The following is a 26,107-nucleotide window of genomic DNA, read 5'->3' as shown; positions in this document are numbered from 1 at the left end:
GTATCCGGCAGTGTTCTGTCATCCAATTTGTTAACCTTAATAATTAATATTTATCTAATGTTTTTACTAAAAAAATACCGTGCTGCTGTAGTTTTTGGTTGTGTTGCTTTTGTATCTTCTGTGGCTTCGGCACAGTCAAATGGGCAGCCAAAGCGAATTATTCAACCGCTTGCTTTTCAGCAGGTAAAAGTTGATGATGGCTTTTGGAGTCCTAAACTAAAGGTATGGACAACCAAAACCGTATATGATGTTTTTGACAAACTGGAAGGAAAATACGAACCCGACCGTCCGGATATTATTGCCGAAAAGGCAAAGCTTGGCCGAACGCGTAATGCCTTTCTGAATTTTGACCTCGTTGCGCAAGGCAAAAAAAATACGGGCGCGCATGATGGGCCACCATGGTATGACGGCCTGGTTTATGAAACTATCCGCGGTGCTGCCGACCTGTTGGAAGAGCACCCTGATGCGGCGCTTGAAAAAAAGATAGACGCTTATATTGACAGGATTGCTGCTGCTCAAAATGCCGATCCTGATGGGTATATCAACACCTACACTACGCTTGTGCGGCCTGATAAACGCTGGGGTACCAACGGAGGCGATGATAAGTGGCAGCATGATATTTACAATTCGGGTATGCTGATGGAAGCTGCGGTACACTATTATCGCGCTACCGGCAAAACTAAATTGCTTAATGTAGCGGTTAAACTCAGTAACTATATCTATACGCAAATAGGGCCTGCGCCAAAAAGTAATGTTATTCCAGGTCATGGTGGCCCTGAAGAAGCTTTATTGAAATTATACCAGCTTTTTAAGGAACAGCCATCATTAAAAAACAAAATAACCGCGCCTGTTAAGGAAGAAGAGTACCTGGCTATGGTGAAATTCTGGATTAACGACAGAGGTAATTACGGTGAGCCTGATGGCAGCCATGCCCGTAAATCCGACAGTTCATATAACCAGGATCATATGCCGGTAGTACAGCAAAAAACTATTGAAGGCCACGCTGTACGGGCAACACTGCTTGCAACCGGTGTTACCGCTACTGCCATGGAAACCGGTGATGCCGCTTACGCCAATACTGCCGTTAACTACTGGAAAAATATGACCGGGAAGCGGATGTTTATTACCGGGGGAGAGGGTGCTATTGCAGACGGAGAGCGCTTTGGAAAAGATTATTTCCTGCCCGAGTCGGCTTATCTTGAAACCTGCGCATCAATTGGTGCTGGTTTCTTTAGCCAGCAAATGAACGAAATGGAAGCCGACGGCAAATACATGGATGAGTTTGAGCGTATTATTTACAACAATTTTTTATCCGGCATATCGCTTAATGGCGAGCAGTATTTTTATGAAAATCCGCTTGTTGGTAATGGCAACAAGCGCTGGTCATGGCATGATTGTCCCTGCTGCCCGCCGATGATCTTAAAAATGGCGGGGGCATTGCCTCAATACATCTATGGTTACAGTGCCGATGATGTGTATGTAAACTTGTTCATTGGCAGCGAGGCCTCTTTAAAAATAAAAGGTGAGGATGTATTGATCAAACAAACAACCGGTTACCCATGGAAAGGAAATGTAAGGTTAGAGGTTAACCCACAAAATGGAAAAGCATTCACCATGAAAATAAGGATCCCGGGGTGGGCCGAAGGGAAAGAAAATCCGTATGATTTGTATTCATCAAATTTAAATAGCAAACCAGTATTGAAAGTAAATGGTAAAGATTTGGCCATTGAGCCTCAAAACGGTTACGTAGCTATAAACCGTGCATGGAAAAAAGGCGACATCGTTGAACTGCAATTACCGATGACACCACGTTTAGTTGCTGCTAATGATTCTGTGCAAACTATAAAAAATAAACTGGCTATCGCCTCTGGGCCAATTATTTATGCTTTTGAAACGGTAGACAACCCTGACCTCAAAAACTATACATTGAGCCCTAAAACAGATTTGAAAGTAAGCTATAAACCACAGCTGCTTAACGGCGTGAATGTTGTTACCGGCCAGGTAAATGATGAAGCGGGTAAACAGGTGAGCATTACCGCTGTACCATTTTATACTTTGGGCAACCACCAGCCGGGTTCGCCTTATGAGGTTTGGATAAAGAAAGAAAATAATCAATAAATATAAGATGGTAAGCACCTGGTAACCTTAAAAACAGGCTGCCGGGTATTTTTAATCGATGCAAAAGCATCGGCCGGGATCTTTTTGCCCATATTTTTTTACCAATACCACAAATAACTATATAGTCGGATGTTTTTTCCGAGGAAGGAGGCCAATATTATGCAGTAAAATTTACCAGATGAACTGATATGCCGGGGTTGCTCGCGACAGCCCCAACACGTCAGTTGTGCAGTTTTCATGATCATTCAAAAATCAAACAACCAATAAAACCAGGAATTTCAAAATTATGAAAATATTCTTTAACAAGGGAACAGGATACCCCATCCGGTTTCCAGGGCTGTCGCATGCCATAGCGGTGCTGCTTGTGCCTGCCATTTTAACCTCTTGCCTGCCAATAGCGGCTGCTGCAAAATCACTATTAAAAAATGTTACCACAGCAAATAAACCTCCGGTTGTCATTACCGGCCGGGTAACAGATAGCAAGGGTAATCCTTTGTCTGGGGTAAACGTAGCGCTGAAAGGTACATCTACAGGAACCACTACTAACTCAAACGGTTCATTCAGGCTTAATCTTCAGCAAAACACGGGCAAACTGGTGTTTAGCTATATCGGCTTTACAACGCAGGAAGTAACGCTGGCAGACGGAAAAACAACTATAAACATTACCCTGCAGGACGAATCAAAGGGCTTGAATGAGGTAGTAGTAATAGGTTACGGAACTCAACGTAAAGGCGAGATAACCAGCGCCGTTGCCAGCGTAAAATCAGAAAATTTTGTGAAAGGCGCTAATAACGATGCAGCACAGTTGATCAGGGGTAAAGTAGCTGGTTTATCGGTAGTTACTACTGATGGTAACCCCACCGCTACAGCCCAGGTTAACCTGAGGGGCATCGCAACACTTAATGCCAGTACTACACCGCTTGTTATTATTGATGGTATTCCGGGAACACTTACCTCGGTAGCACCAGAAGATATCGAATCTATAGATGTGCTTAAGGACGGCTCGGCAGCGGCTATTTATGGCACACGCGGTACTAATGGTGTAATCCTTATCACCACACGTAAAGCCAAAGGGCTATCTGCACCTTCGCTTGAGTTAAATACCTATTTCAGTACTCAGCGTATTACCAAGCGCTTAGATTTCATGACTGCTGACGAATATCGTCAATATGTTAAAGAAGGTAAACCAGGCGCTACCGATTACGGGGCCAGTACCGATTGGCTATCGCAGGTTTTGAGAAACCCATTGTCTCAGGTTTATAACATTGATCTGCGCAACTCAACAGATCGTACAAGTTATGTGGTGAACCTCAACTACCGCAGTTTGCAGGGCATTATGCAGCGCTCGGATAATAAAATCTTATATCCCCGCTTAGAAGTTAACCACTCCATGTTTGATGGCAAGTTAAAGTTGAATGCCAATATCAATGGCTATGAGCAAACCTTTTTCGGGTTTGATGGTGGAGACTTCCGTGGTGATGTGTATCGTAATGCTATCTATCTGAACCCAACTCAACCGGTAAAAAATCCCGACGGAACTTATACTGAACATGTTGAAAAAACAGATTATGCCAATCCGGTGTCATTGCTTTACAATTCAGACGGTATGCAGCAAAATACCGATCTCAGAACATCGGGTACCGTTACCTTTACGCCAATTAATGATCTGGACATCAAATTGCTGGGTTCACGCGACCTGCTGAATAATTTTTCTGGCTACTCAGAAACCAAACAGAATTATTCGGCCTTACACGATGGCAAAAACGGTTATGCAGCGCGTGGTTCACAACGATCTGTAGAAGACCTGGTTGAGCTCACCGCCAATTACAAACATAGCTTTGGCATGCACCAGATAACGGCGCTGGCTGGTTATAGCTGGAGGCAGAATGATTTTCAAAGCTTTTATGCGCAGAACTATGATTTCCCGACAAATGATTATTCGTACAACAGCCTGCAGTCGGGCCGGGCATTAAGCAGGGGGCAGGCAGTCGAAAATTCATATCGAAGCCAAAATAAACTCATAGGTTATTTTGTTCGCTTAAATTACAGTTTCCAGGACAAATATCTGCTGGCAGCAAGTATGAGGCGGGAAGGTTCTTCCAAATTTGGAGTAAACCACAAATGGGGAAATTTCCCGGCAGTTTCTGCGGGCTGGAATGTGAAAAAAGAGAACTTCCTGAAGGATAATAAAACCATCAGTTCGTTAAAGTTTCGTGCGGGTTATGGTATAACCGGTACCGAGCCCTCAACTCCATATATTTCGTTGGATAGGATTGACTTCAACACCAATGCTTACATTAACGGCCAGTGGATCCAGGCTATTAACCCGTCAAGTAATGCCAACCCCGATCTTCGCTGGGAAAGAAAGAAAGAGCTCAACATTGGTGCCGATATTGGCGTAATTAATAACAGGTTAACCGCAACGGTTGATTATTATAAACGTACCACCAGCGATCTGCTTTTTAATTATCCGGTAGCTACACCGCCTTACCTTTACAGTACTGTAACTGCCAACGCAGCTTCCATGCAAAATAAAGGTATAGAGGTTGGATTGAATTTTGCAGCAATACAGGGCCAGAATTTTATATGGAACACACAAGTTAATTATTCAACCAATAAAAACAAGATACTTTCCCTTTCTGATAAAAACTTCCAGCTGGCCAGCGGCTATTTTGACGCAGGCTTCCTGGCCGAGCCTATCCAAACGCCAACAAGCAGGGTACAAATAGGGCAGCCGGTAGGCAATTTCTGGGGCTTTAAAAGTGTGGACATTGATAAAGACGGCCATTGGATAGTTTTAGGTAAAGATGGTAAACCAAAGCCTATCAATGATGCCCAGGCTGATGACAAGCAGGTTATCGGCAACGGTTTGCCTAAGCATTATGTATCGTTCAACAACAGCTTTTCATATAAGGGCTTTGACCTTAATATTACCATGCGCGGTGCGTTTGGCTTCCAGATCCTGAACACGCCGAGGATATGGTACGATGCGCCTGTTATGATGACGAGGGGTAACCTTTTAAAAACCGCCTATGATAATGTTTATGGCAAGCGTCCGCTGGCCGATGACCAGTCGGTAAGTTATGTAAGTTATTATATCGAAAACGGTGATTACTGGAAGATCGATAACGTTACATTGGGCTATAACCTGCGCCTCAAAACTAAATACATAAAAAGCGTACGGCTTTATGCTTCCGGTTCAAACCTTAAAACCTTTACAGGTTACAAGGGCATAGATCCCGAGGTGTCGATTCTTGGTTTGGCCCCCGGTGTTGACGATAGAAACCGCTATCCGGCAACTTCAACTTACACACTTGGTGCATTCTTAACATTTTAATTTTATTAAACATGAAAAAGCTAAAATATACCTTGTTGCTTTCGGCAATAGTCATGGCTATATTTCAGGGCTGTAAAAATGATCTGAACGAAAAAACATTTTCAGATCTATCGGCACAAACCTATAAATATACTGATGCCTACTCGGCCATGGCTATCACTTATGCCAATCTGAGGGGATTGTTTTCACATACTACGTATTATGCCCTTCAGGAAACCAGTTCGGATGAATTGGTAATGCCCGCCAACCCATCAGGATGGGACGATGCCGGTATTTACAAGCGCGTTCACCTGCATACATGGAACTCCGAAAATCCGCAGATGATTAATATGTGGCAAACGCTGTACTCGGGCGTTATCAATGCCAACCGTATTATAGATCAATTAGAAAAAGGCACTATTCCGGTATCGGCAGGAACAACTAAAGAGTCGCTTGTTGCCGAAATGAAAGCCGTGCGGGCTTTTTACTACTGGCTTATCTGTGATAATTTTGGTAACGCCCCGCTAATTATCACAACCAGCACCGAGTTGCCCGAAACTGCCACACGCCAGCAGATATATGAGTTCCTGGTTAAGGACCTTAATGATGCCATCCCTAACCTGAGCGAAGACAATAACAAGCTCATGTACGGCAGGTTCAATAAATGGGGTGCCAAAACATTATTGGCCAATATTTACCTTAATGCCGAGGTTTATACAGGTACAGCTAAATGGCAGGAATGTATAACTCAATGTAATGATGTAATTGCTTCTGGCAAATACTCCTTGGAGGGAACTTATAAAAATATCTTTAAAACGGATAATGAAGCTTCGCCGGAGATCATTTTTTCGGTTCCGTTTGATGAAAACCAGGGCAAGGGCTTTTTTGTGGAGATGTTTTCATGGCATGGCGCATTAAAAGATAAGGTGAACATGCAGGCTACACCCTGGGGCTCGGGATCAATACAGGGCGTGCCACAGTTTATAGATACTTATGATGCCGGAGATAAGCGTTTGGCCGACAGCTGGCTTATGGGGCCTCAGTTTAAAGCCGACGGCGTTACCCCAATACTGGGATCATACGATAAAAACGGACAGCAGTTAAACTTTGTAAATAAACTTCCTGATGGTTTATTCACCAGCGAAACAGAGGGGTACCGTATGAATAAATTTGAAGTGAAAAACGGGGCCCTGAGTGATCTGAGTAACGATTTTCCATTTTTTAGGTACGCACAGGTACTTATGATGAAAGCAGAATGCCTGGTACGCACAGGAGGCAGCGCTGAAGCTGCTCAAATTGTAACCCAGGTAAGGGCGAGGGATTTTACAGATGCAAGTAAGGCAACAGTTACCGCTGCGCAGTTGGAAGGTAACAGCCGGTATAAGTATGGTTACGTTCAAAACTATTTAGTTACCGATCCGGGTAATCAGGCCGCAGTGAAATATGGCGGCATGCTTGATCAGTTGGGTTATGAATTTGTTTGGGAAGCACACCGCCGAAGGGATGATATCCGGTTTGGCGTGTTCACTACAAAAAGCTGGCTATCCCATAAACCCAATGGTGATTACCGGTTGGTTTTCCCATTGCCGCAACCGGCGCTTAATTCCAATCCAAAACTTAAGCAAAATACCGGTTACTAAATTTATAGCAATAACATATTCATATTTATTAGTAAGTGATTGGCAATTGCCAATCACTTACTGTTTGTATGTTACGTGGCTGAAATTCAATCCGTTTTGGTTTGCTAATTGCAGGGGAATTATATTCAATAAGCAGGTTTCCTCGCTTTACGTTTGCGGCCCCACCAAATCAGGAAGCCCGAAACTGGCAAAAACGCGCAAAACAGTGCAACCAGAGTAGCTAAAATCTTGGTGGGTATTCCATAGATACTGCCGGTATGCATGGCGTAATTACTTGTACGCCACTTTTCTCCAACCAGTTTTTGGGATTGCGTCATTGAATAATAGCGCCTGCCGCTTTTTGAATTGTAGAGATGTTCGTCCCATTCATCCCATGCAGAATGAGTATTATATCTAACCACACAAAAAAGTGATTGCGCACTGTCGGTTTTTGCTTCCCGTAGTGTCAAGCCTGCGCTTATCCATCCAGGTACGCGATCTGTTGCTGTTTTTAATAAGCTTTCATAAGTATAAGCATGAACAGTTTCCTCCTTAACTTTTGGCTCAGCAAACATTTTTTCAGGCGTTTCTCCTAATAACCTGTAAATCCCTTTTTCCCACCAGTCAAACGTCCACACTAATCCGGTGGCGGCAAAAAACAAGATGAAAATCCATGTGTACATCCCACCAATATTGTGGAGGTCATAATTTTTTCGGCGCCAGCGTGTTGTGCTCTTCCACCTAAACCAAAGCCGCTGTTTCAACGCGGCTTTATTTTTTGGCCACCATAATATAATTCCAGTTACGGTCATGATAAAAATGATCATGGTAGCGGCACCAACAATATAGTGACCGATTTCATATTTAAGCAATAAGCTGGTATGCAGGGCATATATTTGCCAAATGAGTTCGCTGCGGTTATCAATTATGCCCAATACTTTGCCGGTATAGCGGTCAACATATATCTGCTCATTTAACAGGTATGCCGAATGGTAGTAATACCATACAGGATCAGGGTTAGGTTTAACTACATCAAATACAATGGCCTTTTCAGGATCGTGTGGGCGGGTAACATAGGTGATATCCTTGTTTGGCTCTGCACGTTGAGCTTGCACCAGCAAACTATCAATAGAGATTTCCTTTTTGCCAACTGCGGGTACATAAATTTTATCATGATGCCAGGCGTTAGTCCATTCCTCCTGCCATACAAAAATAGCGGCGGCAAACAGGCTGATAAAAACCACCAGCCCGGACACAAGTCCGAGCCAGAGGTGCAGCCATGAGGCAATTTTTTTGATCATTAATGCGCAGAAAAGCGGTAACTAAGATTAACAGAATAAGAACGCGTTGCTTGCGGCTGAAAGAATGGCCCCCAGTAATGTTCATTGGTCAGGTTGTCTACTTTAAAACCAATGCGGTATTTGCCACGGTCATAAAACGCTGTTGAACTTAGTACCAAATATGACGGAACAGTTATCAGATTATCATCACTTGCAAAAGAACTGCTGGAATAGTTACCTCCAAAACCCAGCCCGAACCCTTTGATAGTTCCCTGCCTGAAAGTATAGCTGGCCCAGCCGTTAATAAGATGCTTAGGCGTTCCATAAGGCCGTTTTCCGGTTATAGCGCTATCCGCTTTGGTATACTTGCTAAAATTGTAGGCATAACCAAATATCAGGTTAAGTCCGCTAACCGGGTTTGCTATCAGCTCGGCCTCCAAACCCCGGCTGGCCTGCGTAGCATCCTGTATGTACAGGTTATTATTAGTTGGATTTGCACGTATTTTGTCCTTTACCAATATGTCATAGTAACTTAAGGTAGCCGAAAGTTTGTTGCTGGCCGTTTCCAGTTTTAAGCCGGCTTCGGCCTGATATGCCTGTTCTGGTTTAAACACTTTGCCGCTTTGATCTTTAACGTTGGTATAGCTAAAGCCGTTTTGATAATTTGCAAAAGCCGAAAGCTGGCCTTTGATAACCTGGTACACGGCACCAAATTTCGGTGAAGCTTTGGTTTGGCTGAAAGCACCGTCGTAAGTATCTGCCTTGATATCATGAAAGCCGTGGTCTTTATAATGATCGATCCGTAGTGATGCCATTACGTTCAACCTGTCGGTAAGGTTCACCACATCGGCTACGTAAGCAGCTGTATTGTAGTTGTTCTGATCTGCCGGCGAAGTTGGAAGCGGGGCTATAGCTTTATCAAAGTCGCTGCGGCTCACAAAAAAATTGCCCGGATCACGGTAGTTGATCACATCATAATCAGCAGATGCATAGTAATATGGGTCCTGACGATAAGCAATGTAATCAAAACCAACTAACAGGCGATGGCGCATGCCGGCTATCTGCACATCACCGTTAAAATTTTGTTGCACTTCTGTTTGATGATATTTATCAGACAGCAGAAATACACTACGGGCCATTTTAGTATCATCGATGATATATTTATCCAAAAATGTTTGCCGGGGCGCATAAACGCCGTTTAGCGTAAACAGCGTTTGTGACTTCCATTGATTACTGATCTGGTAATTTGCCTGCAGAAAAATATTATAGTTGGTCAGTTTGGTGTCGATATCATTACCCTGGTAGCTGCGGTTATAATCTACCGGAATATCTTTGAAACTTTTGCCCGCCCAATACTCCGGATCGGCAATGTTATAATTGTTAACGGTACTGGTATGGCGACGATATAATTCGGCCTCAATGTTGATGCTCAATTTATCATTTACTTTATAGGTAAGTGTTGGTGCCACAAAAATATTGCGTTCAAAACCGGCATCCTGGAAACTACCGTTATGATCATACGCTGCGTTTAGGCGGAATAATACGCTTTTGCTGTTATTTAAAGGTGTATTTACATCGGTAGTTATACGGTTTAGGCCAAAACTACCGCCAGTGTACGCAATTTCGGCAAATGCAGTATCCACAGGCTTCTTAGTTACACGATTTATTAAACCACCGTATGAGATAACTGAGCTGCTGAATAAAGTACCTGAAGGGCCCTTGATCACCTCTATACGATCTATGTTTGCCGGGTCGACAGCAGAAAACTGGTAGGCGGCAACACCGTTGCGTACCCAGTTTCCGGTAATAAAGCCGCGCATAAAGGTATAAGCCCGCCCATTACCGGCCTGCGCTATGGTAGAGGTTCCGGGAGCGTTTCGGAGTGCTGTTTTATAATCAACAATGTTTTGTTCGCGCATCAAGGCGTTTGGGATAACTGAGTAAACCTGCGAGTTTTCCAGGTTGGCTAATGGCATCCTGGCTACTGATTCAGACTGTTTATCCCCAAATTTAAGACGGCGGTTTGAACTTACCACTACATCGGCTAACTGGCGCGAGTCCTGGTTTAGCATAAAATCTATGATCAGCGTTTTGGCGGCTTCAACTGTGATGTTTTTTTCCTGGCCTGCTAACCCTACTGCGCTAAGTTTCAGCGTGTAGTTTCCCGGTTTAATCCTGGTAATCTGATATGAGCCTTTTTCGTCGGTTATTGCACCTTTGGTAGTTCCTGATAAACCTACAGTTATAGCAGCTGCTGGCTGCCCATCGGCTGTTTTGATGATACCTTTGATGGTTCCGGTTTGGGCAAATGCAATGGTTGCTAAAAAAAGAGAGAGGAATGAAGTGGTAAATCTTTTACTCCATAGTAAAGAATTCATAAGTTTGTTGAAAGGTTAATGGGTTGAAGGATCTGTTAATTGTCCCGGTGTAATGTTTGGCGACGGAGCACCGGGTTTTTTTGCGACTATTTTTTTTGCATCGTCTTTGTAACTTTTTTGTGCAAAGTTATTTTTATTTAGATTAAATACAAATAATAACACAAACGAATTGTAGATTCTGGCAATGGTGGGCAGGGTAGTCCCAAAAAAGAATATAGCTTAAAAGCGCAGGATCGTGTCTGAAGATAGGAGAGTATTTACAGGGTTGGCGAATGTGCAGGGAGGAACGAATATTAGCTTCCCGACGCCCGCATATATTTTATGCGTCAAACGGATATCCCGCTTAATTTATATTCATTAGTTTATGATCTGGCTATAGCCTAATTTGCGTAGGCAGGTTAGTTTATTTGCTGAAAAGCTGTTTTAAAACGAATGGAAAGTTTTTGTAGAGACGTATCACATGCGCCTCATTTAAAAACAATTAAATTTAAATGGCTTCTACGCATAGTTAGCTTGGGCGTTTATAGCTCGTCAATAAATTTGATTTCCATTATTTTTCTTTCAAAATCTTCTGCCGGCACCAATGCCTTGGCTTTAACCCTGGTTTTATAAGTATAAACGGTGCTCACGCTATAATCAAGTATTTTTGCTATTGTCTCCAACTCGGTTACTCCAAGGCGTATTAATGCAAAAATCCGAAGCGTGGCGGTTAACATCTCGCCAGGTTTAGGCCAAATTTGATCTTCCTGCTTTAACAGTGCGTTAAAGGAAGATGTGAAATTTGGAAACAGCGTCAAAAATACCGTGTCGAGCGTGTCATATAGTTGATCTTTCTCCTTTTCTATTTGAACATTGTTAAGTACGGTGTTTGCGTCATTGTATTTACCCAGTTTGATATTATGCTGGGCCCTGCGTTTCACTTTATCAAGTGTTTCAATGTATGATGAGCAGGTTTTAAAAAACAGGCCTATAAATTCTTCTTTTATTCTTGATGATTCCCAAAGCTTGCTATTAATATCCTTTAGCTCTCCGTTTTTTTCCCTGATAATAAGTTCGTTGGTTTTGATACGCCGGAGCTGCTTCCGGTAAATGACCAGTAGAAAAAAGAGTACAACTGCAACGATGAGAAATAACAAAAAGCCGATCAACAGTTTATCTTTTTCATGCTGTTTTTCGTTGATGAGTTTTCCTGCTATAAGTGGCAGTACCGATTCGATCTGCACTTCACGGCTTCTTGCTCCGTAAAACCTGGCGTTTTTCACTGCATGCTGCATAATAATATACGCATCGTCGGTTCGGTTTAGCTTAAACAATTCCTGCCCCAGCAGAAAACTTGCAAGTGTTTCTTTAGTTGATGAACGGATATCATTTATGGCTGCGAGCGCCAGGAAGAGGATCCGGTTTTCGCCCGTATATGCAAAGCTGATGCGGGTGGCCACCATTGCTATCTTATGCTCAGGCAGGTGCTTGCCCATGATTAAATTATAGAAAAACTGAGGTGTTAGTTTTTTGTCCCTCACTGAATCGGGTTGGAAAGCCAGGTTAATGGTTTTTTCAAAGTTGTTTGACGGCGTTGCTATTTCGGCTTTTTTAAAATCCTCTTCGGCTTGCTTGTGATAGCCCTTAGAAAAGTAAGCGTCATTATCATAGTCGCCAATGCCGGCGTAGAGCCTTGCACGCAGGTTCAGGTAATCAGCCTTGAGCGAATCAGATAGGTTGGCTATATCAATTGTTGTAACGATATCAAAAGCTTCTTTATAAAACCCGGAGTTGAGTAAAGTACTGCCGAGTAGTATTTTGCTGTTGATCAGGCTGGCAGGTTTATTGAATTTCTCTGAAAGAGCTATCATTTTTCTGACATACATAAATGCCGAATCAAACTTGAAGGAACGATATTCTTCAAAGATTTGGCCATAAAGGGTATACTGGGCATCGAAATCTTTACTATCAGTAAGCCGCAGAGATTGTTGTAGTTGAGCTATTCGTTTTTCCTTGTTAGTATCATATCGGTCTGCCTTTTCAAGTTCAGCTTTTAAAACTTTAAAAATGTTATCAGAAGCCAGGTTTTGAGAATAACAATGCAGGGCGGGTAATAAAAAGAAAATAACAAAAAGTAAATTTTTTTTCATCTATACACTTTTAAGTTCAGATAATTTCCGATGATATTTTATCCGGAACAAGGCATAATATCTTGCACTTCGCTCGCGAAATCAATACGGCAATTTAAAATCAGGTTTGCCCAACCGGAACGGTTATAAAATTACGCCTAAAACGTACAACCGCAATTTTGAATTTTATCCTGCTGGTTTAATTCGGTGTTTTTGTTGACTAAGCTGGCGGCAATCTGCCTGATGCTGTTAGATTTTCTTTTGTTTTGTATGTGTTAATTATTTGATAGTTAGTGGTTTGTTTTTATTTACTGCAGGATTTTAGTTGCCTGTTATATTACATACTGGCAAACTGCCCTAATTCATGATTTACTTTGACTTGAATAAGCTATCGGCATGCAGTGAACCATGGAAGGGGGAGCGGGGTTTAACACTGCGTTAATTGGTGGGCCGCTTGCCGGATAGCTTAAATAACAAGTTAATACCTCATAAGCTAAATTTCATTTATCAACTTTATATGACAACATCGTTCAAATATTTTCTGTTTGTTCTGTTTTTATCCGCTTTTTCAGTGGTGAGGGCGAATAATATACCTATTAGCCGGTCGGGTTTAGTAGGCAATTCCATCGCCGAATTTATTCCTGTCGGTTTTGATCCTGCTAAGGCACCCTCACTTATGCTCCAGAAGGAGCCGGCTATTCAAAAAGCAGTTCCGGCCGGTTGGCACATTTTTCCCGAGTTTGCTTTTAATGACGGCAAGGCCAGTGCTGTTGTTCGGTTGCAGGACGAGGTTAGCCTGTATGGCGGAGGGGAAGTCACCGGCCCATTATTAAGAAATGGTCAAACAATAAAGCTTTGGAATACGGACAACGGAGCCTACGGCACCGATGGCGGAAAACGGCTTTACCAAACGCATCCCTGGGTAATGGGTGTAAGGAAAGATGGTACCGCTTTCGGGATCCTTTTCGATAGCTACTGGAAGGCCGAATTAAAAACTGATTCAAAAGAAATAACCTTAAATACAGAAGGGGCTTTATTCCGTGTTTTTATAATTGATCGTAAATCGCCGCAGGAGGTGCTTAAAGGCCTGGCCGAACTTACCGGCACTATAGAAATGCCTCCAAGATGGGCCTTGGGGTACCAGCAATGCCGTTTTTCTTATGCTTCCGAACAGCGTGTAAGGGAAATTGCTGATACCTTCAGGGAAAAGCAAATTCCATGCGATGCTATTTGGATGGACATTGATTATATGGAGGGTTTCCGCGTTTTTACATTTAATAAAGCCAATTTTCCTAATCCCAAACAGTTGAATAGCGATCTTCATGCTAAGGGGTTTCATTCCGTATTTATGATCGATCCGGGTGTTAAAGCCGACAGTACCTATGCTGTTTACAAGTCGGGTTTGGCTAAAGATGTTTGGGTTAAGGACATAGCCGGACACGAATACCACGGAAAGGTTTGGCCGGGTGATTGCGCTTTTCCTGATTTTACCATGCCTGCTACACGCGATTGGTGGGCCGGTTTGTACCAGCAATTTATGGCCACCGGCGTTGACGGCGTATGGAACGATATGAATGAGCCGGCAGTAAATGATGAAGCATTGCCCCGGGAACAGCGGTTAGGTACAATGCCTTTCACCAACCAGCACCGCGGCGGCGGATCATTACCGGCCGGCCCGCATTTGCTGTATCATAACGCTTACGGCCGATTGATGGTGCAGGCAACGAAGCAGGGCGTAATGGCTGCAAATCCGGATAAGAGGCCATTTGTTTTAACGAGGGCTAATTTATTAGGCGGCCAGCGCTATGCCGCAACCTGGACCGGCGATAACCTGGCTGATGAGCGATTTATGAAGGTGTCAGTTCCTATGTCTATTACACTTGGGTTATCGGGCCAGCCATTCAGCGGGCCTGATATAGGTGGTTTTTTGGGCAATACCAGCCCTGATCTGTGGGCAAAATGGCTTGGTTTTGGCGTGTTTTTACCGTTTGCCCGCGGGCATGCCTGTGCCGGAACAAACAACAAAGAACCGTGGGCATTTGGTGAATTGGTAGAGAAAACTTCTAAGATCGCGATAGATCGCCGTTATCGCTTGCTGCCTTTGTTTTATACTTTGTTTTACAATGCTCATAAAACGGGTTTACCGGTGATGCAACCTGCTTTTTTTGCTAATCCAAAAGATTTAAGCTTAAGGAACGAAGAGCAGGTATTTTTATTAGGCAGTAACCTGTTAGTAGTTCCGTCTTTTGCGAAAGATCCTAAATTGCCTGCTGGGAAATGGGAGAACCTATCGCTTGTTGATGGTGACGAGTCTGATCCATATCAGGCTAAATTACTACTCAAAAGTGGTGGTATCATCCCTGCGGGGCAGGTTATTCAAAACACAGGAGAAAGCTCGTTGGAAACTTTGACACTTTTTATCAATCCCGATAGCCGGGGGAGGGCAGATGGTGAGCTTTACTGGGACCGCGGTGAGGGCTGGGAGTTTAATAAAGGTAACTACAGCAAGTTAAAATTCCAGGCCACTAAAAACGGCGACAAAACTATCATCCGTGTGGTAGCGCGTGAGGGACGTTACCCGATTGATAACGAGATAGCCCATTTGAAAGTAGTTATTCTGCAAAATGGCAAAAGTTATAGCGGCAGCGGTAATTTAAAAGATGGCGTCTCGGTGCAAATGTAATTTCATATAACAAGAAAATACTTTTAGTTATGAATGATAAAGGCCGGCATTTTTAACGCCAGCCTTTATTGCTTTAGCATATCGAGAAAAACGATATACTTATAACCCAAGCTTGTTATGTAATAAAATCAACTTTGCTATAAGTAATACGGTAGGGTAGTGTTTAAAATGTGGTTTCAGGTGTTTAACTGCTAACGAAATCTGGTTTTCAACAGCTCTTTTTGAAATAGACAATCTCTCGGCAATTTCTGCATTTGTAAGATGGCTTACCCGGCTCAAAAGAAATATTTCTTTGCACCTTGCCGGCAGCTTATCTAACAAAAGGTCAAGATCGGTAGTTAATTCATTAGTTTGGATATTGCTTTCTGCATTATTATAAACTACGTTTAAGCCATCCAGCTTTTGATAATCTTCAATATAAGTTAATGGAGATGTGTTATTTGCCTTAATAACATTGTATACCCGGTAACGGGCGGCAGAAGTAACGTAGTTTTTGAAAGTGATAATATTCAGAGCGTCCCTCTTTTCCCAAATGTTAACGAATATGTCGTTAACGATGCCCATGCAGGTTTCTGTATCATGCAGGTAAGAAAAGGTTTTTTTATAAACCAGCTCCCAATAACGATCATAAAGCAAGTTAAACGCTTTTTTATCATTGCGTTTTACTGCTCCAAATAAATCTTCGTCTGATTGTAGGGGTTGGTTCATTTAAAATTGAATTCAAATCTAAGCTTGAACCGCGCAATTTAATAACAAACTTTTATTGTTGGCGGTTTGCTGCCCGTCCATTATAGATTGTTTAAAGAAAATCTAAAAAAAAATAAAAAGTGTGTGAGTTGTTACCGGCAAAGTTGTCTATAGTAATAACCGTTATGAACATGTCTTACGAAGATTTTAAGAAATTGCATGAGCGTTGCACGTCGGGTAACTGCACGCCGGAAGAACAAAAAATATTTGAAGAATATCGGGATAATTTCGATTTATCTGATACACCGTGGCTTCCTGTTTTCGGAGATAAGGCAGAAATTGAGAAACTTCTTAAGAATGATTTGCATAGCAGGCTTTCAAAAAACAAAATCAAAAAGCTCCGTTCAATATATTGGCCGGCGGCGGCTGCAATTCTTGTTTTCGCACTGGCAGGATTATTTGTTGCCAATAAATACTTCAAAGTAAAGGGCACTACGCCTTATGAATTGTCCGGAAACCAAAATGAAATTAAACCAGGCAGCAATAAAGCTGTATTGACACTTGCCGACGGAAAGCAAATAAAGCTGGATAGTTCAAGAAAGGGCAGATTGTTCACACTTAACAATGTTACTGCCGATAATGATGTAGATAGCAGTATAATCTACAAAAAAAATACGTCAGCAATTACCCGTTCGCCACAGGTTTATAATATCATATCAACGCCTCAGGGTGGAAAATATCAGTTGATATTGGCAGACGGGACTAAGGTTTGGCTAAATGCAGGCACTACCATCAGGTTTCCGATTGATTTCAGGAATGGTGATAGGGTAGTTGAGCTATCTGGTGAAGCATACTTTGAAGTTGCCCACGATGCAAGCAGGCCTTTTAAGGTAACCAGTGCGGGCCAGGTTGTACAGGTATTGGGAACGCATTTCAATATCAATGCTTATGCTGATAACGGGGTAGTTAAAACAACTTTGCTGCAAGGCCGGGTTAAAGTTTATGGAAAAGACCAGCCGTCATCTGCCGTTGCTTCTGCACTTATTATAAAACCTAATGAGCAGGCTGTTTTTAAAGGTGATCAATTTTTTAAAGTTGCTGTTGATGCAGAAGAGTTTGTTGCCTGGAAAAGAGGGGTGATCCTGTTCAGGGATGCCGACATCCATGATGTAATGCGTAAAATTTCCAGGTGGTATGATGTTGAGGTAGTTTACCAGGGTCAAATGAGTAAAGACACCTACAGCGGGGAAATATCTCGGAATGCAGCTTTCTCTGAAGTGCTTAAAATCCTCAAGCTTGATGATATCAACGTAAAAGTAAGCGGCCGAAAACTGATCGTTTCTCAATAACAGTTTGTGTCTTTCCCCAATTAATTATAAAACCAATAAATAATTATTAACCTAAAAAGCCAATTTACGATGAAGAAAAAAGATACTTAAAAAAATCCCCAAAAAATCTCAATCAAAAAAAATGCCGGTAGTGGGCCAACACAACCGGCTGAGTCCGCTTGCGCGGAAGTTTCTGGACTTGAGATTATAGAAAACCGAGATAGTTCAATTTTATCCAAACCAAAAACCTAACGAAACTATGAAAATTAATCAACGTAGTTTAAAAAACTGCGAATTTCTGTTTTTATGTCGAAGAATATTTTTACTGATGAAGCTAATTATTCTGTTAACAATTGCTTTTACTTTTCAAGTTAAAGCAGATGTCTTCGCTCAAAAGATCACCTTGTCAGAAAACGGGGCATCACTTGAGAAAATATTGAAGGATATTAATAAGCAAAGCGGGTACACGTTCTTTTATAAGAATAAGTTGCTGCAAAATTCTCTCCCAATATCCATTAACGTAAAAGATGCTGATATCAGGGAAGTGCTTGACCAACTGTTGAAAGGGCAGTCGCTGTCATATAGTTTTGCTGAAAAAACAGTTGTGATCAAAGCCAGCGATGAAGTTAATGGCCCTGATGCTGACAAAAACAAACAACTGGCGGCCAACATTGAAGTTAAGGGGATAGTTGTTGACGAAACAGGCAAGCCATTGCCCGGGGCTTCTGTAAAAATAAAAGGAACCGGGCAGGGGATGACCACGAATGAAAAAGGCGAATTTGCTTTTAAGAATATTTCGGAAAATAGTACGCTTGTCATTTCTTTTATAGGTTATGTAACCAAAGAAGTTCCGGTAACCAAAGATCTTGGCATCATAGCACTTAGTCCGGGTACAGGCTTGCAGGAAATTGTTGTTGTGGGGTATGGTACACAACGCAAAGAACGTGTTACAGGTGCAATAGTATCGGTGGGCACAAAAGAACTTCAGCAAAGCCCGGTTGCCAATTTAAGCAATGCACTGGCCGGCCGTTTGCCCGGACTATTAACCGTTCAAAACAGCGGTGAGCCGGGAGCAGATGGCGCTAACCTGAATATCAGGGGTTTTGGTACGACCAATAATTCTGCACCTCTGATACTTGTTGATGGTATCCAAAGGGATTTTAGCGGTCTGGATGCCAATGAGGTGGAAAGTGTGAGTATTCTGAAAGATGCCGCTTCGACAGCGATATATGGTATACAAGGTGCCAACGGTGTGGTATTGGTTACTACCAAAAGAGGTAAGATAGGAGCATCCCGCATATCCGCCACGGCGCAAAACGGATGGCAGTCGCCAACCTCTTTGCCACAATATGTGGATTCATACACCGGGCGGAAACTTTACAAAGAAGGTCTTGTTAATGATGGCCTCTTTGCAGATACCAGCGCCTATTCAGATGTTTTATTAAATAAGTATCGTGATAGGTCATCTCCGGCCTACCAGTATTTATACCCCAATGTTGATTGGACAAAAACCATGCTGAAGCCGTTTTCTTATTTACGGCAGGGCAACCTGAATGTTTCAGGAGGTACAGAAAAAGCAAGGTACTTTATCTCTTTATCTTATCTTCAGCAAAATGGTTTGTATAATTATGAAGAATCGGTAAGCCAGTATGATATTCAGGCTATTACCAATAAATACAATTTCCGTTCAAATATTGACCTAAACCTTACCAAAAATCTAACGCTGGAACTTAACCTGGGTGCCATTGTATATGACAGGAATTATCCGGGTGTTAACGCGTCGCAAATTTTTAACGATATTAAGCAAACGCCTGCCTGGTATTACCCGATTACCAACCCGGATGGCTCACCTGGCGGCGCGCCAAATACCAATCAATCGCCTTATGTTGACCTTACCCAATCAGGGTATCAACGGAATTTTGAAACTGAGCTGCAGTCTACCGCCGGTTTTAGGTGGGATTTAGGCTGGCTAACAAAAGGACTGAGCACCCGTGTGCGGTTGTCTTTTGATAATGATAATTACCGGAACGTCAACAGGCCGCTATCTAATGTTACCTATCAGTATTTGCTTAATCCCGGCGTTTCCGATACGGAAACAGATCTGGAAACAAACGGGCACTACGTAATTGTAAATAATGGTACCAACACACTTGATTACCAGGTTAATGCTAACGGGTCCCGGCGTACCGTACTGGAAGCTTATCTGAATTACGACCGGGATTTTGGTAAACATTCGGTTAAGGCCATGGCAATCTATAACCAGTCGAGCTTTTTTGATGCCATAGGTGGCGGCGTAACAAATGCAATAAACGGCTTGCCATATAAATATCAGGGTATTTTAGGGCGTGCTGCCTATGCTTATGACGACAGGTATCTTGCCGAATTTAATTTTGGTTATAACGGCTCGGAGAATTTTGCACCAGGCCATCGCTTCGGTTTTTTTCCAGCTGTTTCGGCAGGCTGGATAATGTCAAATGAGCATTTTATTAAAGATAACTCTTCCCTTAGTTTTATTGATCAAATTAAGTTGCGGGGTTCGTACGGACTTGTAGGTAATGACAAGATTGGCTTAAGCAGGTTTCTTTATTTAAGTACATGGGTGCAGGGCAGCGGCTACATATTTGGTATTAATGGTGACAATAATAGATTTGACAATAAGGGCTACCTGGAAGGGCAGGCCGGTAATACGTTGCTTACTTGGGAGAGATCCAAGAAATTAAACCTGGGGCTTGACCTGAGTTTTTGGAAGGGGGCGCTTGCGTTGTCGGCAGATGTGTTTAAAGAGCGCCGTAACAATATCCTTGCTACATCGCAACTTATTCCGGGGTTTATTGGTTTGCCGCAAATACCGGCAGTTAATGCTGGCATAACAGATAACAGGGGCTATGAAATTTCACTTACTCACCGAAATGAATTTGGCAAAAAGCAGGGGTATAGCATTACCATCAATTATGCGTATGCGCACAACAAGATCCTGTTTTATGCCCAGCCTGATTATCCCGGACGTGAATGGCAGGCCCTAAAAGGTACAAGTATTAACGAAATATATGGTTATACGGCAGTCGGACTATTTAAAAATCAGGAGGATATAGACAACAGCCCTTCTCAGTCAAGCCTGGGGGTTACCAAGCCGGGTGATATCAAATATAAGGATTTAAATGGCGACGGTGTTATCAACAGCCTTGATGCCGGTTATCTTCCCGGAAAAGTTGCCAATCCAACATCTCAATTTGGCGTGGCATTGGGCTACCATTACGCTAATTTCGACATAAGCGTATTATTTCAGGGCGGCCTGGGAGGGTCTACCCTGTTATCAGGATCGGGTGTGTACCCGTTTTCAAGGTTTGCCACTGCATTAACGCAAGTGGTTAACAACCACTGGGTAGCCTCAAACCCCGACGGCAACTATATGTTTCCGCGTATTTCATCTGCCGATAACGTAAACAATCAGCAGGCGTCAACTTTCTGGATCTATTCATCAAATTATTTACGGTTAAAAACCGTTGAGCTGGGTTATACCTTGCCTGCAACATGGATGAAACGCATAGGTATAGATAATGCCCGCATTTTTGTAAATGGCATTAATCTGTTTACATGGAGTAAGCTCAAAGATTTCAATTTTGACCCGGAGATTAGTAACAACAGCACCGGTACCTATCCACAGCAAAAAGTGATTAACGCCGGCCTCAGATTTACATTTTAAAAATATTCCACATGAAAAGCAACAAATTCATATACCTGATATTCATTGCCAGCATTTGCATAGTTTCCTGTAAAAAATATCTTAATGTAGTACCCACGGAGCTCGTTACCCAGGACGCGGTTTTTGATAATATCACAAATGCGGAAAGTGCATGGGCACACTTATATTCATCCCTGAACAATAACGATGTACAGTTCATACATGGCGGCGGAACTGCGTTGGGTGCGTGTACGGATGAATGCAAAAACCATTGGGAGAACGTACCCGAACTGCCTTTCAATTCGGGTGCCTGGAATGCAACAAATAATTCACTTGACATCTGGAGTAGTGCTTACCAGTATATCCGGTCGGCCAATATTTTTCTGGCAAGTATTGATCAAACACCTATCCCTGCCTCCAGGAGCGATTATTATACTCCGCGGATACCGCTTTATAAAGCTGAGGCCCGTTTTCTGCGCGCAAACCAGTATTTTGAATTGTTTAGAAGGTATGGCGCTGTGCCTTTAGTTAATAAGGTTTTAGCTACAACTGATCCGGCCGCTACTACAACGGCACGCAATTCTGTTGATGAAGTGGTGAAGTTTATTACTACGGAATGCGATGCCATTGCCGATATTTTACCGGTATCATATGCCAGCGGCTCAAGTGATTACGGACGTATCACCAAAGGCGCTGCGTTAGCACTAAAAGCAAGGACATTACTTTATGCTGCCAGCCCTTTATTTAATGGCAATGCAATGTATGCCGGCATCAAAAATGCAGATGGTACCCCGTTATTTCCGCAAACTTATGATAACAATAAATGGCTGCTGGCTGCAAACGCAGCTAAAGCGGTATTGGATCTGAATGCCTATTCATTGTCCAACCCCAACCCCTCAAACCCGGTTGATAACTATGCCCAGTTATTTTTTACAAGAAACTATAACGAGATCATACTGCCGCTGATCAATACCGGTAACCGTGATTTTGAGGGTAATTACTTGCCTAACGGCAGGGATGCGAATGCTGTTAACGGAAACGGAAAGATGAGTGTGTTTCAGGAGCTGGTTGATGCTTATGAAATGAACAACGGGCGGCCTATAACAGATCCTCAATCGGGCTATCAAACTACAGGCTTTTGGAGTGGCCAAATGTGGGATGGGGTGAAAAATACGGCCGTTTCCAATATTTCAAACATGTATAAAAACAGGGACCCCCGTTTTTATGCTACTATATTTTTTCAATATGATGTTTGGAACTATACCAATAATGCAAGACCGCTCAAATTTGCCTGGTTTGGGAATAACGGCGGCGGCTGCGACGGTTGGCCTAAGCCGGGTACTAATTGCGAAACTGGTTACAACTGGAGAAAGTGGGCCGATCCGGCGGTTAATTTAAAGGGGAACGGTAACGCCAACAGAAATTTCCCGTTGATTCGTCTTGCCGAAATTTATTTGATCTATGCTGAGGCGATGAATGAATATTTGCCGGCCCCTAATAGTGATGTTTATAGCGCAATAAATAGTGTACGAAGCCGTGTATCGATGCCGGGCCTGCCTATCATCGCATCTGACAATACCAAAGAAGGTATGCGGAAAAGAATACAAAACGAGAAACGCGTGGAATTTGCCTTTGAAAATCAGCGGTTTTGGGACGTGCGCCGCTGGCTGATAGCTAAAACTGTTGATAACGGAAATATGCATGGTATGAACGCCAGGCCTACTCCCGAAGAACTTAATTCTACCGGGGTTGACCCTAACAGCGAAGCAGCCGGTGTAGCAGTGTTTTACAAAACTGTTGTTGACCAGACGCGCGTTTTCGCCGACAGGCATTACCTGATGCCTATTCCGCAAACAGAGATCAATATCGATCCCGGATTAGTGCAAAATTACGGATGGTAACGTTAGTATAAATTACTGCTTTCGCGATAAAGAAAACGGTTGCCCTGATCCGGGCAACCGCTTTTCATCGCTTGATTTGTTGACTGAAACCACAATGTGAATTTGCCCTGGTGTATTAGCCTCTGATTTTTTGGCCTGTGTGGCTTGTTATGTGGTTGATTACCAGTGAGTCATTTTTATAGTTGCCTGGATTTTTTTAACAGCCGCTTTTTAATCCATTTTTATGTGTTGCCGATGTTTCCTTTGCGGGGCTTAAATCGCCGTACACTAAATAGCTTGAGTAATTAATAATCCCGGATTTTATAGTTCGGCACGGATGACCTTTACCGGTAAATCACTGATTTAGCCGGTATGGGCTCCGCATGCCTTTTACCCCGGTCAATGTATTTCTCAATTACCATTTAATACTATTTTATATGTTCATTACCTACAAACAAAAAATAATGATGCTTTTCAAGGTAGTAACCTGCTTGCTCACTTTATTTACTACCTGCGCTTACGCCCAGAGCGGGAATCAGCTAACGCCTGATGCTAAAGCCATAGTTCAGCTGGGCAATGCCCGTTTTACTGTATTGACCGATAAAATGGTTAGGTTACAATGGGGAGAGCCAGCAAATTATGATAACAGGGCCTCGCTTGTTGTGGTTAACCGTAAGTTGCCTGTGCCCTCATTCACCACACGAACAGATCGTGATTGGTTTTATCTGAAAACAAATAAGATAGAACTCGCCTACAAAATCAATTCAGGTGTTTTTGATAGTACTAATTTAAAAATTCGGATTTTGAATACCGATACCATTTCCTGGAAACCAGGACAAAAACAGCGGTTCAATTTAAAGGGGACTTACCGCACCCTCGACGGGCAGGACGGTGAATTAAATTTGTATAGCAGGCAAAAAATACAACTGGAAGACGGGATACTTTCAAGGGATGGATGGTTTTTTCTTGATGATTCCAGGTCTCTTCGGTTAGATAATTCTGATTGGCCATGGGTAACTGCCGCCGGTACGCCGAAACTGGACTGGTACTTTCTCGGATATGGCGACGACTATAAATCTGCCTTATTTGATTTTAGCAAAATAGCAGGGCATGTGCCTATGCTGCCCCGATATGTTTTTGGCTACTGGTGGTCGCGGTACTGGAGTTATTCAGACAATGAGCTTCGGGAGTTGGTTCAAAACCTCAAAAGATTTGATGTTCCTACAGATGTTTTGGTAATTGATATGGATTGGCACACCAAGGGTTGGACAGGCTACACCTGGAATAAAAACCTTTTCCCTGATCCCGCAAAGTTTTTGAAATGGACAAAGGAAAACCATTTAAAAACCACCCTGAACCTGCACCCGGCAGATGGCGTACCATCAACAGAAGATGAATATCGCAACTTCGCCGCCTACATGAAGGCAGACACTGCTCAAAAGAAGCCGGTTCCGTTTGAAGCTTCTGATAAGGCGTATATGCGTGGCTTATTTGATATCGTGTTAAGACCGATTGAAAAAGCAGGTGTCGACTTCTGGTGGTTGGACTGGCAGCAATGGCCCAATGACAAGAAAATTCCGCAGTTGAGCAACACCTGGTGGCTCAATTACACTTTCTTTACCGATATGGCTATGCACCGTCAAACACGCCCGTTGCTGTACCACCGCTGGGGAGGTTTGGGCAATCACCGCTATCAGATCGGCTTCTCGGGAGATACTTTTATGTCATGGGAATCGCTGGCTTATGAACCTTATTTTACAAGTACCGCTTCAAATGTATTGTATACTTATTGGAGCCATGATATTGGCGGTCATATCCTTAAGCAAAATGAAAAGTTTGTAGAACCGGAACTATACACGCGCTGGCTTCAGTATGGTGCTTTTAGCCCTATCATGCGCACTCATTCTACAAAAAATGCGGCTATAAAAAAAGAGATCTGGAATTTTGGCCCTGAGTATGCTAAAGCCCAGCATGATGCAATCAGGCTTCGATATGCACTTGTCCCGTATATCTACACAATGTCCAGAAAGACTTTTGAAACGGGTATTGGGCTTTGCCGGCCGCTGTACTACGATTACGCCAGGCAACCCCAATCTTTTGTTTATAAAGAAGAATACATGTTTGGCGATGATATGCTGATCAAACCTGTAACAGCGCCTGCTAAAGATGGTTTTGCCAGTGTTAAGGTTTGGCTTCCATTGGGAAACGATTGGTATGAATGGTCTACCGGAACCTTATTAAAAGGGGGACAGGTAGTTGAGCGTTTATTTTCGATTAATGAGTACCCGATTTATGTGAAAGCAGGCTCAGTGATACCGATGTATAATGATCAGATACAAAACCTGGACAAAAATCCACACGATATAACATTGGGGATTTTTCCGGGCGGCACGGGTAAGTTTAAGCTTTACGAGGATAATGGGAATGATAAAAATTACGAAAGTGAATTTGCCACCACGAATATAACAACACAAATTATCGGCAACGAACAACTTGTAAACATTTCCCCTGCCGAAGGTAAATATCAGGATATGCCGCAGCATAGAAAACTCACGGTAAAACTGTTTGGGACACAGCCCCCGTTAAAAGTGTTATTGAATGGAAAACCATTACTATTTAATGCAGATGGCAAAGAAACCGGCTGGAGCTATGATGGAGCAAATCTGTGTTTAAATATTTCGCTTCCGGATCAAAACTGCCGTGTTAAACAGCAAATAAATGTAAGCTACAGCCCGGCGCGTGTACCTGAGATAACAAACGGACTTGTTGAAAAATTTAAACGGTTATCTATGATAACGGATGCACTCAAAAGCGGCGATAATGGAAATGATGGCATGTACATTCCTGAACATCTTGGTAATGCCGAGGAAACTAATCGCTTACTGAGTTATCATCCTGATCAGTTCCTGAAATTCATAGCTCAGTTTAATGCTTCCTATAAACTTATTCCTCAAGAAATAAATTCGTTAAAATCGGTAGATAATGACAAAAAGAATAAGCTGATTATGCTTTTACCATAAACAGGAAA

Annotated in this window: 12 protein-coding genes; 8 read left to right on the top strand and 4 right to left on the bottom strand. The window is 42.7% G+C overall.

Annotation, left to right across the window (positions count from 1 at the left end):
• Window positions 1-57: 57 nt before the first annotated feature.
• The 3 genes from MTO98_RS19230 (at window position 58) to MTO98_RS19220 (ending at window position 7,074) form a co-directional block, all read left to right on the top strand.
• Window positions 58-2,118 (top strand): glycoside hydrolase family 127 protein, encoded by a 2,061-nt coding sequence (locus MTO98_RS19230; protein ID WP_243480519.1) that lies wholly within the window; start codon window positions 58-60, stop codon window positions 2,116-2,118.
• Window positions 2,119-2,404: 286 nt separating this feature from the next.
• Window positions 2,405-5,455, top strand: a complete 3,051-nt coding sequence (locus tag MTO98_RS19225) for a SusC/RagA family TonB-linked outer membrane protein (protein ID WP_243480517.1) — start codon at window positions 2,405-2,407, stop codon at window positions 5,453-5,455.
• Between the two features lie 11 nt (window positions 5,456-5,466).
• Window positions 5,467-7,074: a RagB/SusD family nutrient uptake outer membrane protein gene (locus MTO98_RS19220; RefSeq protein WP_243480514.1), complete on the top strand. Its 1,608-nt coding sequence runs from the start codon at window positions 5,467-5,469 to the stop codon at window positions 7,072-7,074.
• A gap of 125 nt (window positions 7,075-7,199) precedes the next feature.
• On the opposite strand, the gene MTO98_RS19215 is transcribed toward MTO98_RS19220, so the two are convergent.
• The 3 genes from MTO98_RS19215 to MTO98_RS19205 all read right to left on the bottom strand — a co-directional run bounded on the left by MTO98_RS19215 (window position 7,200) and on the right by MTO98_RS19205 (window position 12,840).
• Window positions 7,200-8,354 (bottom strand): PepSY domain-containing protein, encoded by a 1,155-nt coding sequence (locus MTO98_RS19215; RefSeq protein ID WP_243480505.1) that lies wholly within the window; start codon window positions 8,352-8,354, stop codon window positions 7,200-7,202.
• Window positions 8,354-10,711: a TonB-dependent receptor gene (locus MTO98_RS19210; RefSeq protein ID WP_243480504.1), complete on the bottom strand. Its 2,358-nt coding sequence runs from the start codon at window positions 10,709-10,711 to the stop codon at window positions 8,354-8,356. Before MTO98_RS19210 ends, MTO98_RS19215 begins: the two co-directional genes overlap by 1 nt.
• 521 nt (window positions 10,712-11,232) lie before the next feature.
• On the bottom strand, window positions 11,233-12,840 hold the full coding sequence (locus tag MTO98_RS19205; RefSeq protein ID WP_243480503.1) for a DUF6377 domain-containing protein: 1,608 nt from the start codon (window positions 12,838-12,840) through the stop codon (window positions 11,233-11,235).
• 496 nt (window positions 12,841-13,336) lie between these two features.
• Here MTO98_RS19205 and MTO98_RS19200 point away from each other — a divergent pair, with 496 nt between their 5' ends.
• Window positions 13,337-15,502 carry a TIM-barrel domain-containing protein gene (locus MTO98_RS19200; protein ID WP_243480502.1) on the top strand — a complete coding sequence of 722 codons (2,166 nt, stop codon included), beginning with the start codon at window positions 13,337-13,339 and terminating at the stop codon, window positions 15,500-15,502.
• A 99-nt stretch (window positions 15,503-15,601) separates the two neighbouring features.
• On the opposite strand, the gene MTO98_RS19195 is transcribed toward MTO98_RS19200, so the two are convergent.
• On the bottom strand, window positions 15,602-16,210 hold the full coding sequence (locus MTO98_RS19195) for an RNA polymerase sigma factor (protein ID WP_243480501.1): 609 nt from the start codon (window positions 16,208-16,210) through the stop codon (window positions 15,602-15,604).
• A 164-nt stretch (window positions 16,211-16,374) separates the two neighbouring features.
• On the opposite strand from MTO98_RS19195, the gene MTO98_RS19190 reads away from it, so the two are divergent.
• The 4 genes from MTO98_RS19190 (at window position 16,375) to MTO98_RS19175 (ending at window position 26,099) form a co-directional block, all read left to right on the top strand.
• The gene (locus MTO98_RS19190; protein WP_243480500.1) at window positions 16,375-17,538 is read left to right on the top strand and encodes a FecR family protein; all 1,164 of its coding nucleotides are present in this window, start codon (window positions 16,375-16,377) and stop codon (window positions 17,536-17,538) included.
• Between the two features lie 307 nt (window positions 17,539-17,845).
• On the top strand, window positions 17,846-21,220 hold the full coding sequence (locus MTO98_RS19185) for a TonB-dependent receptor (protein ID WP_243480499.1): 3,375 nt from the start codon (window positions 17,846-17,848) through the stop codon (window positions 21,218-21,220).
• A gap of 11 nt (window positions 21,221-21,231) precedes the next feature.
• Window positions 21,232-23,100 carry a RagB/SusD family nutrient uptake outer membrane protein gene (locus tag MTO98_RS19180; protein ID WP_243480498.1) on the top strand — a complete coding sequence of 623 codons (1,869 nt, stop codon included), beginning with the start codon at window positions 21,232-21,234 and terminating at the stop codon, window positions 23,098-23,100.
• 443 nt (window positions 23,101-23,543) lie between these two features.
• Entirely contained in the window at window positions 23,544-26,099 is a 2,556-nt protein-coding gene (locus tag MTO98_RS19175; RefSeq protein ID WP_243480497.1) for a TIM-barrel domain-containing protein, read from the top strand.
• Window positions 26,100-26,107: the final 8 nt, after the last annotated feature.

Source organism: Mucilaginibacter sp. SMC90, assembly GCF_022811725.1.
In the GTDB taxonomy this organism is placed as follows: domain Bacteria; phylum Bacteroidota; class Bacteroidia; order Sphingobacteriales; family Sphingobacteriaceae; genus Mucilaginibacter.
This window is presented reverse-complemented; position numbering and strand designations above follow the sequence as displayed.

Coding starts and splice junctions, on each gene's coding strand:
- MTO98_RS19230 (WP_243480519.1), top strand. CDS start 58: ATGTTTTTACTAAAAAAATACCGTGCTGCTGTAGTTTTTGGTTGTGTT.
- MTO98_RS19210 (WP_243480504.1), bottom strand. CDS start 10,711: ATGAATTCTTTACTATGGAGTAAAAGATTTACCACTTCATTCCTCTCT.
- MTO98_RS19200 (WP_243480502.1), top strand. CDS start 13,337: ATGACAACATCGTTCAAATATTTTCTGTTTGTTCTGTTTTTATCCGCT.
- MTO98_RS19220 (WP_243480514.1), top strand. CDS start 5,467: ATGAAAAAGCTAAAATATACCTTGTTGCTTTCGGCAATAGTCATGGCT.
- MTO98_RS19190 (WP_243480500.1), top strand. CDS start 16,375: ATGAACATGTCTTACGAAGATTTTAAGAAATTGCATGAGCGTTGCACG.
- MTO98_RS19195 (WP_243480501.1), bottom strand. CDS start 16,210: ATGAACCAACCCCTACAATCAGACGAAGATTTATTTGGAGCAGTAAAA.
- MTO98_RS19180 (WP_243480498.1), top strand. CDS start 21,232: ATGAAAAGCAACAAATTCATATACCTGATATTCATTGCCAGCATTTGC.
- MTO98_RS19215 (WP_243480505.1), bottom strand. CDS start 8,354: ATGATCAAAAAAATTGCCTCATGGCTGCACCTCTGGCTCGGACTTGTG.
- MTO98_RS19225 (WP_243480517.1), top strand. CDS start 2,405: ATGAAAATATTCTTTAACAAGGGAACAGGATACCCCATCCGGTTTCCA.
- MTO98_RS19185 (WP_243480499.1), top strand. CDS start 17,846: ATGAAGCTAATTATTCTGTTAACAATTGCTTTTACTTTTCAAGTTAAA.
- MTO98_RS19205 (WP_243480503.1), bottom strand. CDS start 12,840: ATGAAAAAAAATTTACTTTTTGTTATTTTCTTTTTATTACCCGCCCTG.
- MTO98_RS19175 (WP_243480497.1), top strand. CDS start 23,544: ATGATGCTTTTCAAGGTAGTAACCTGCTTGCTCACTTTATTTACTACC.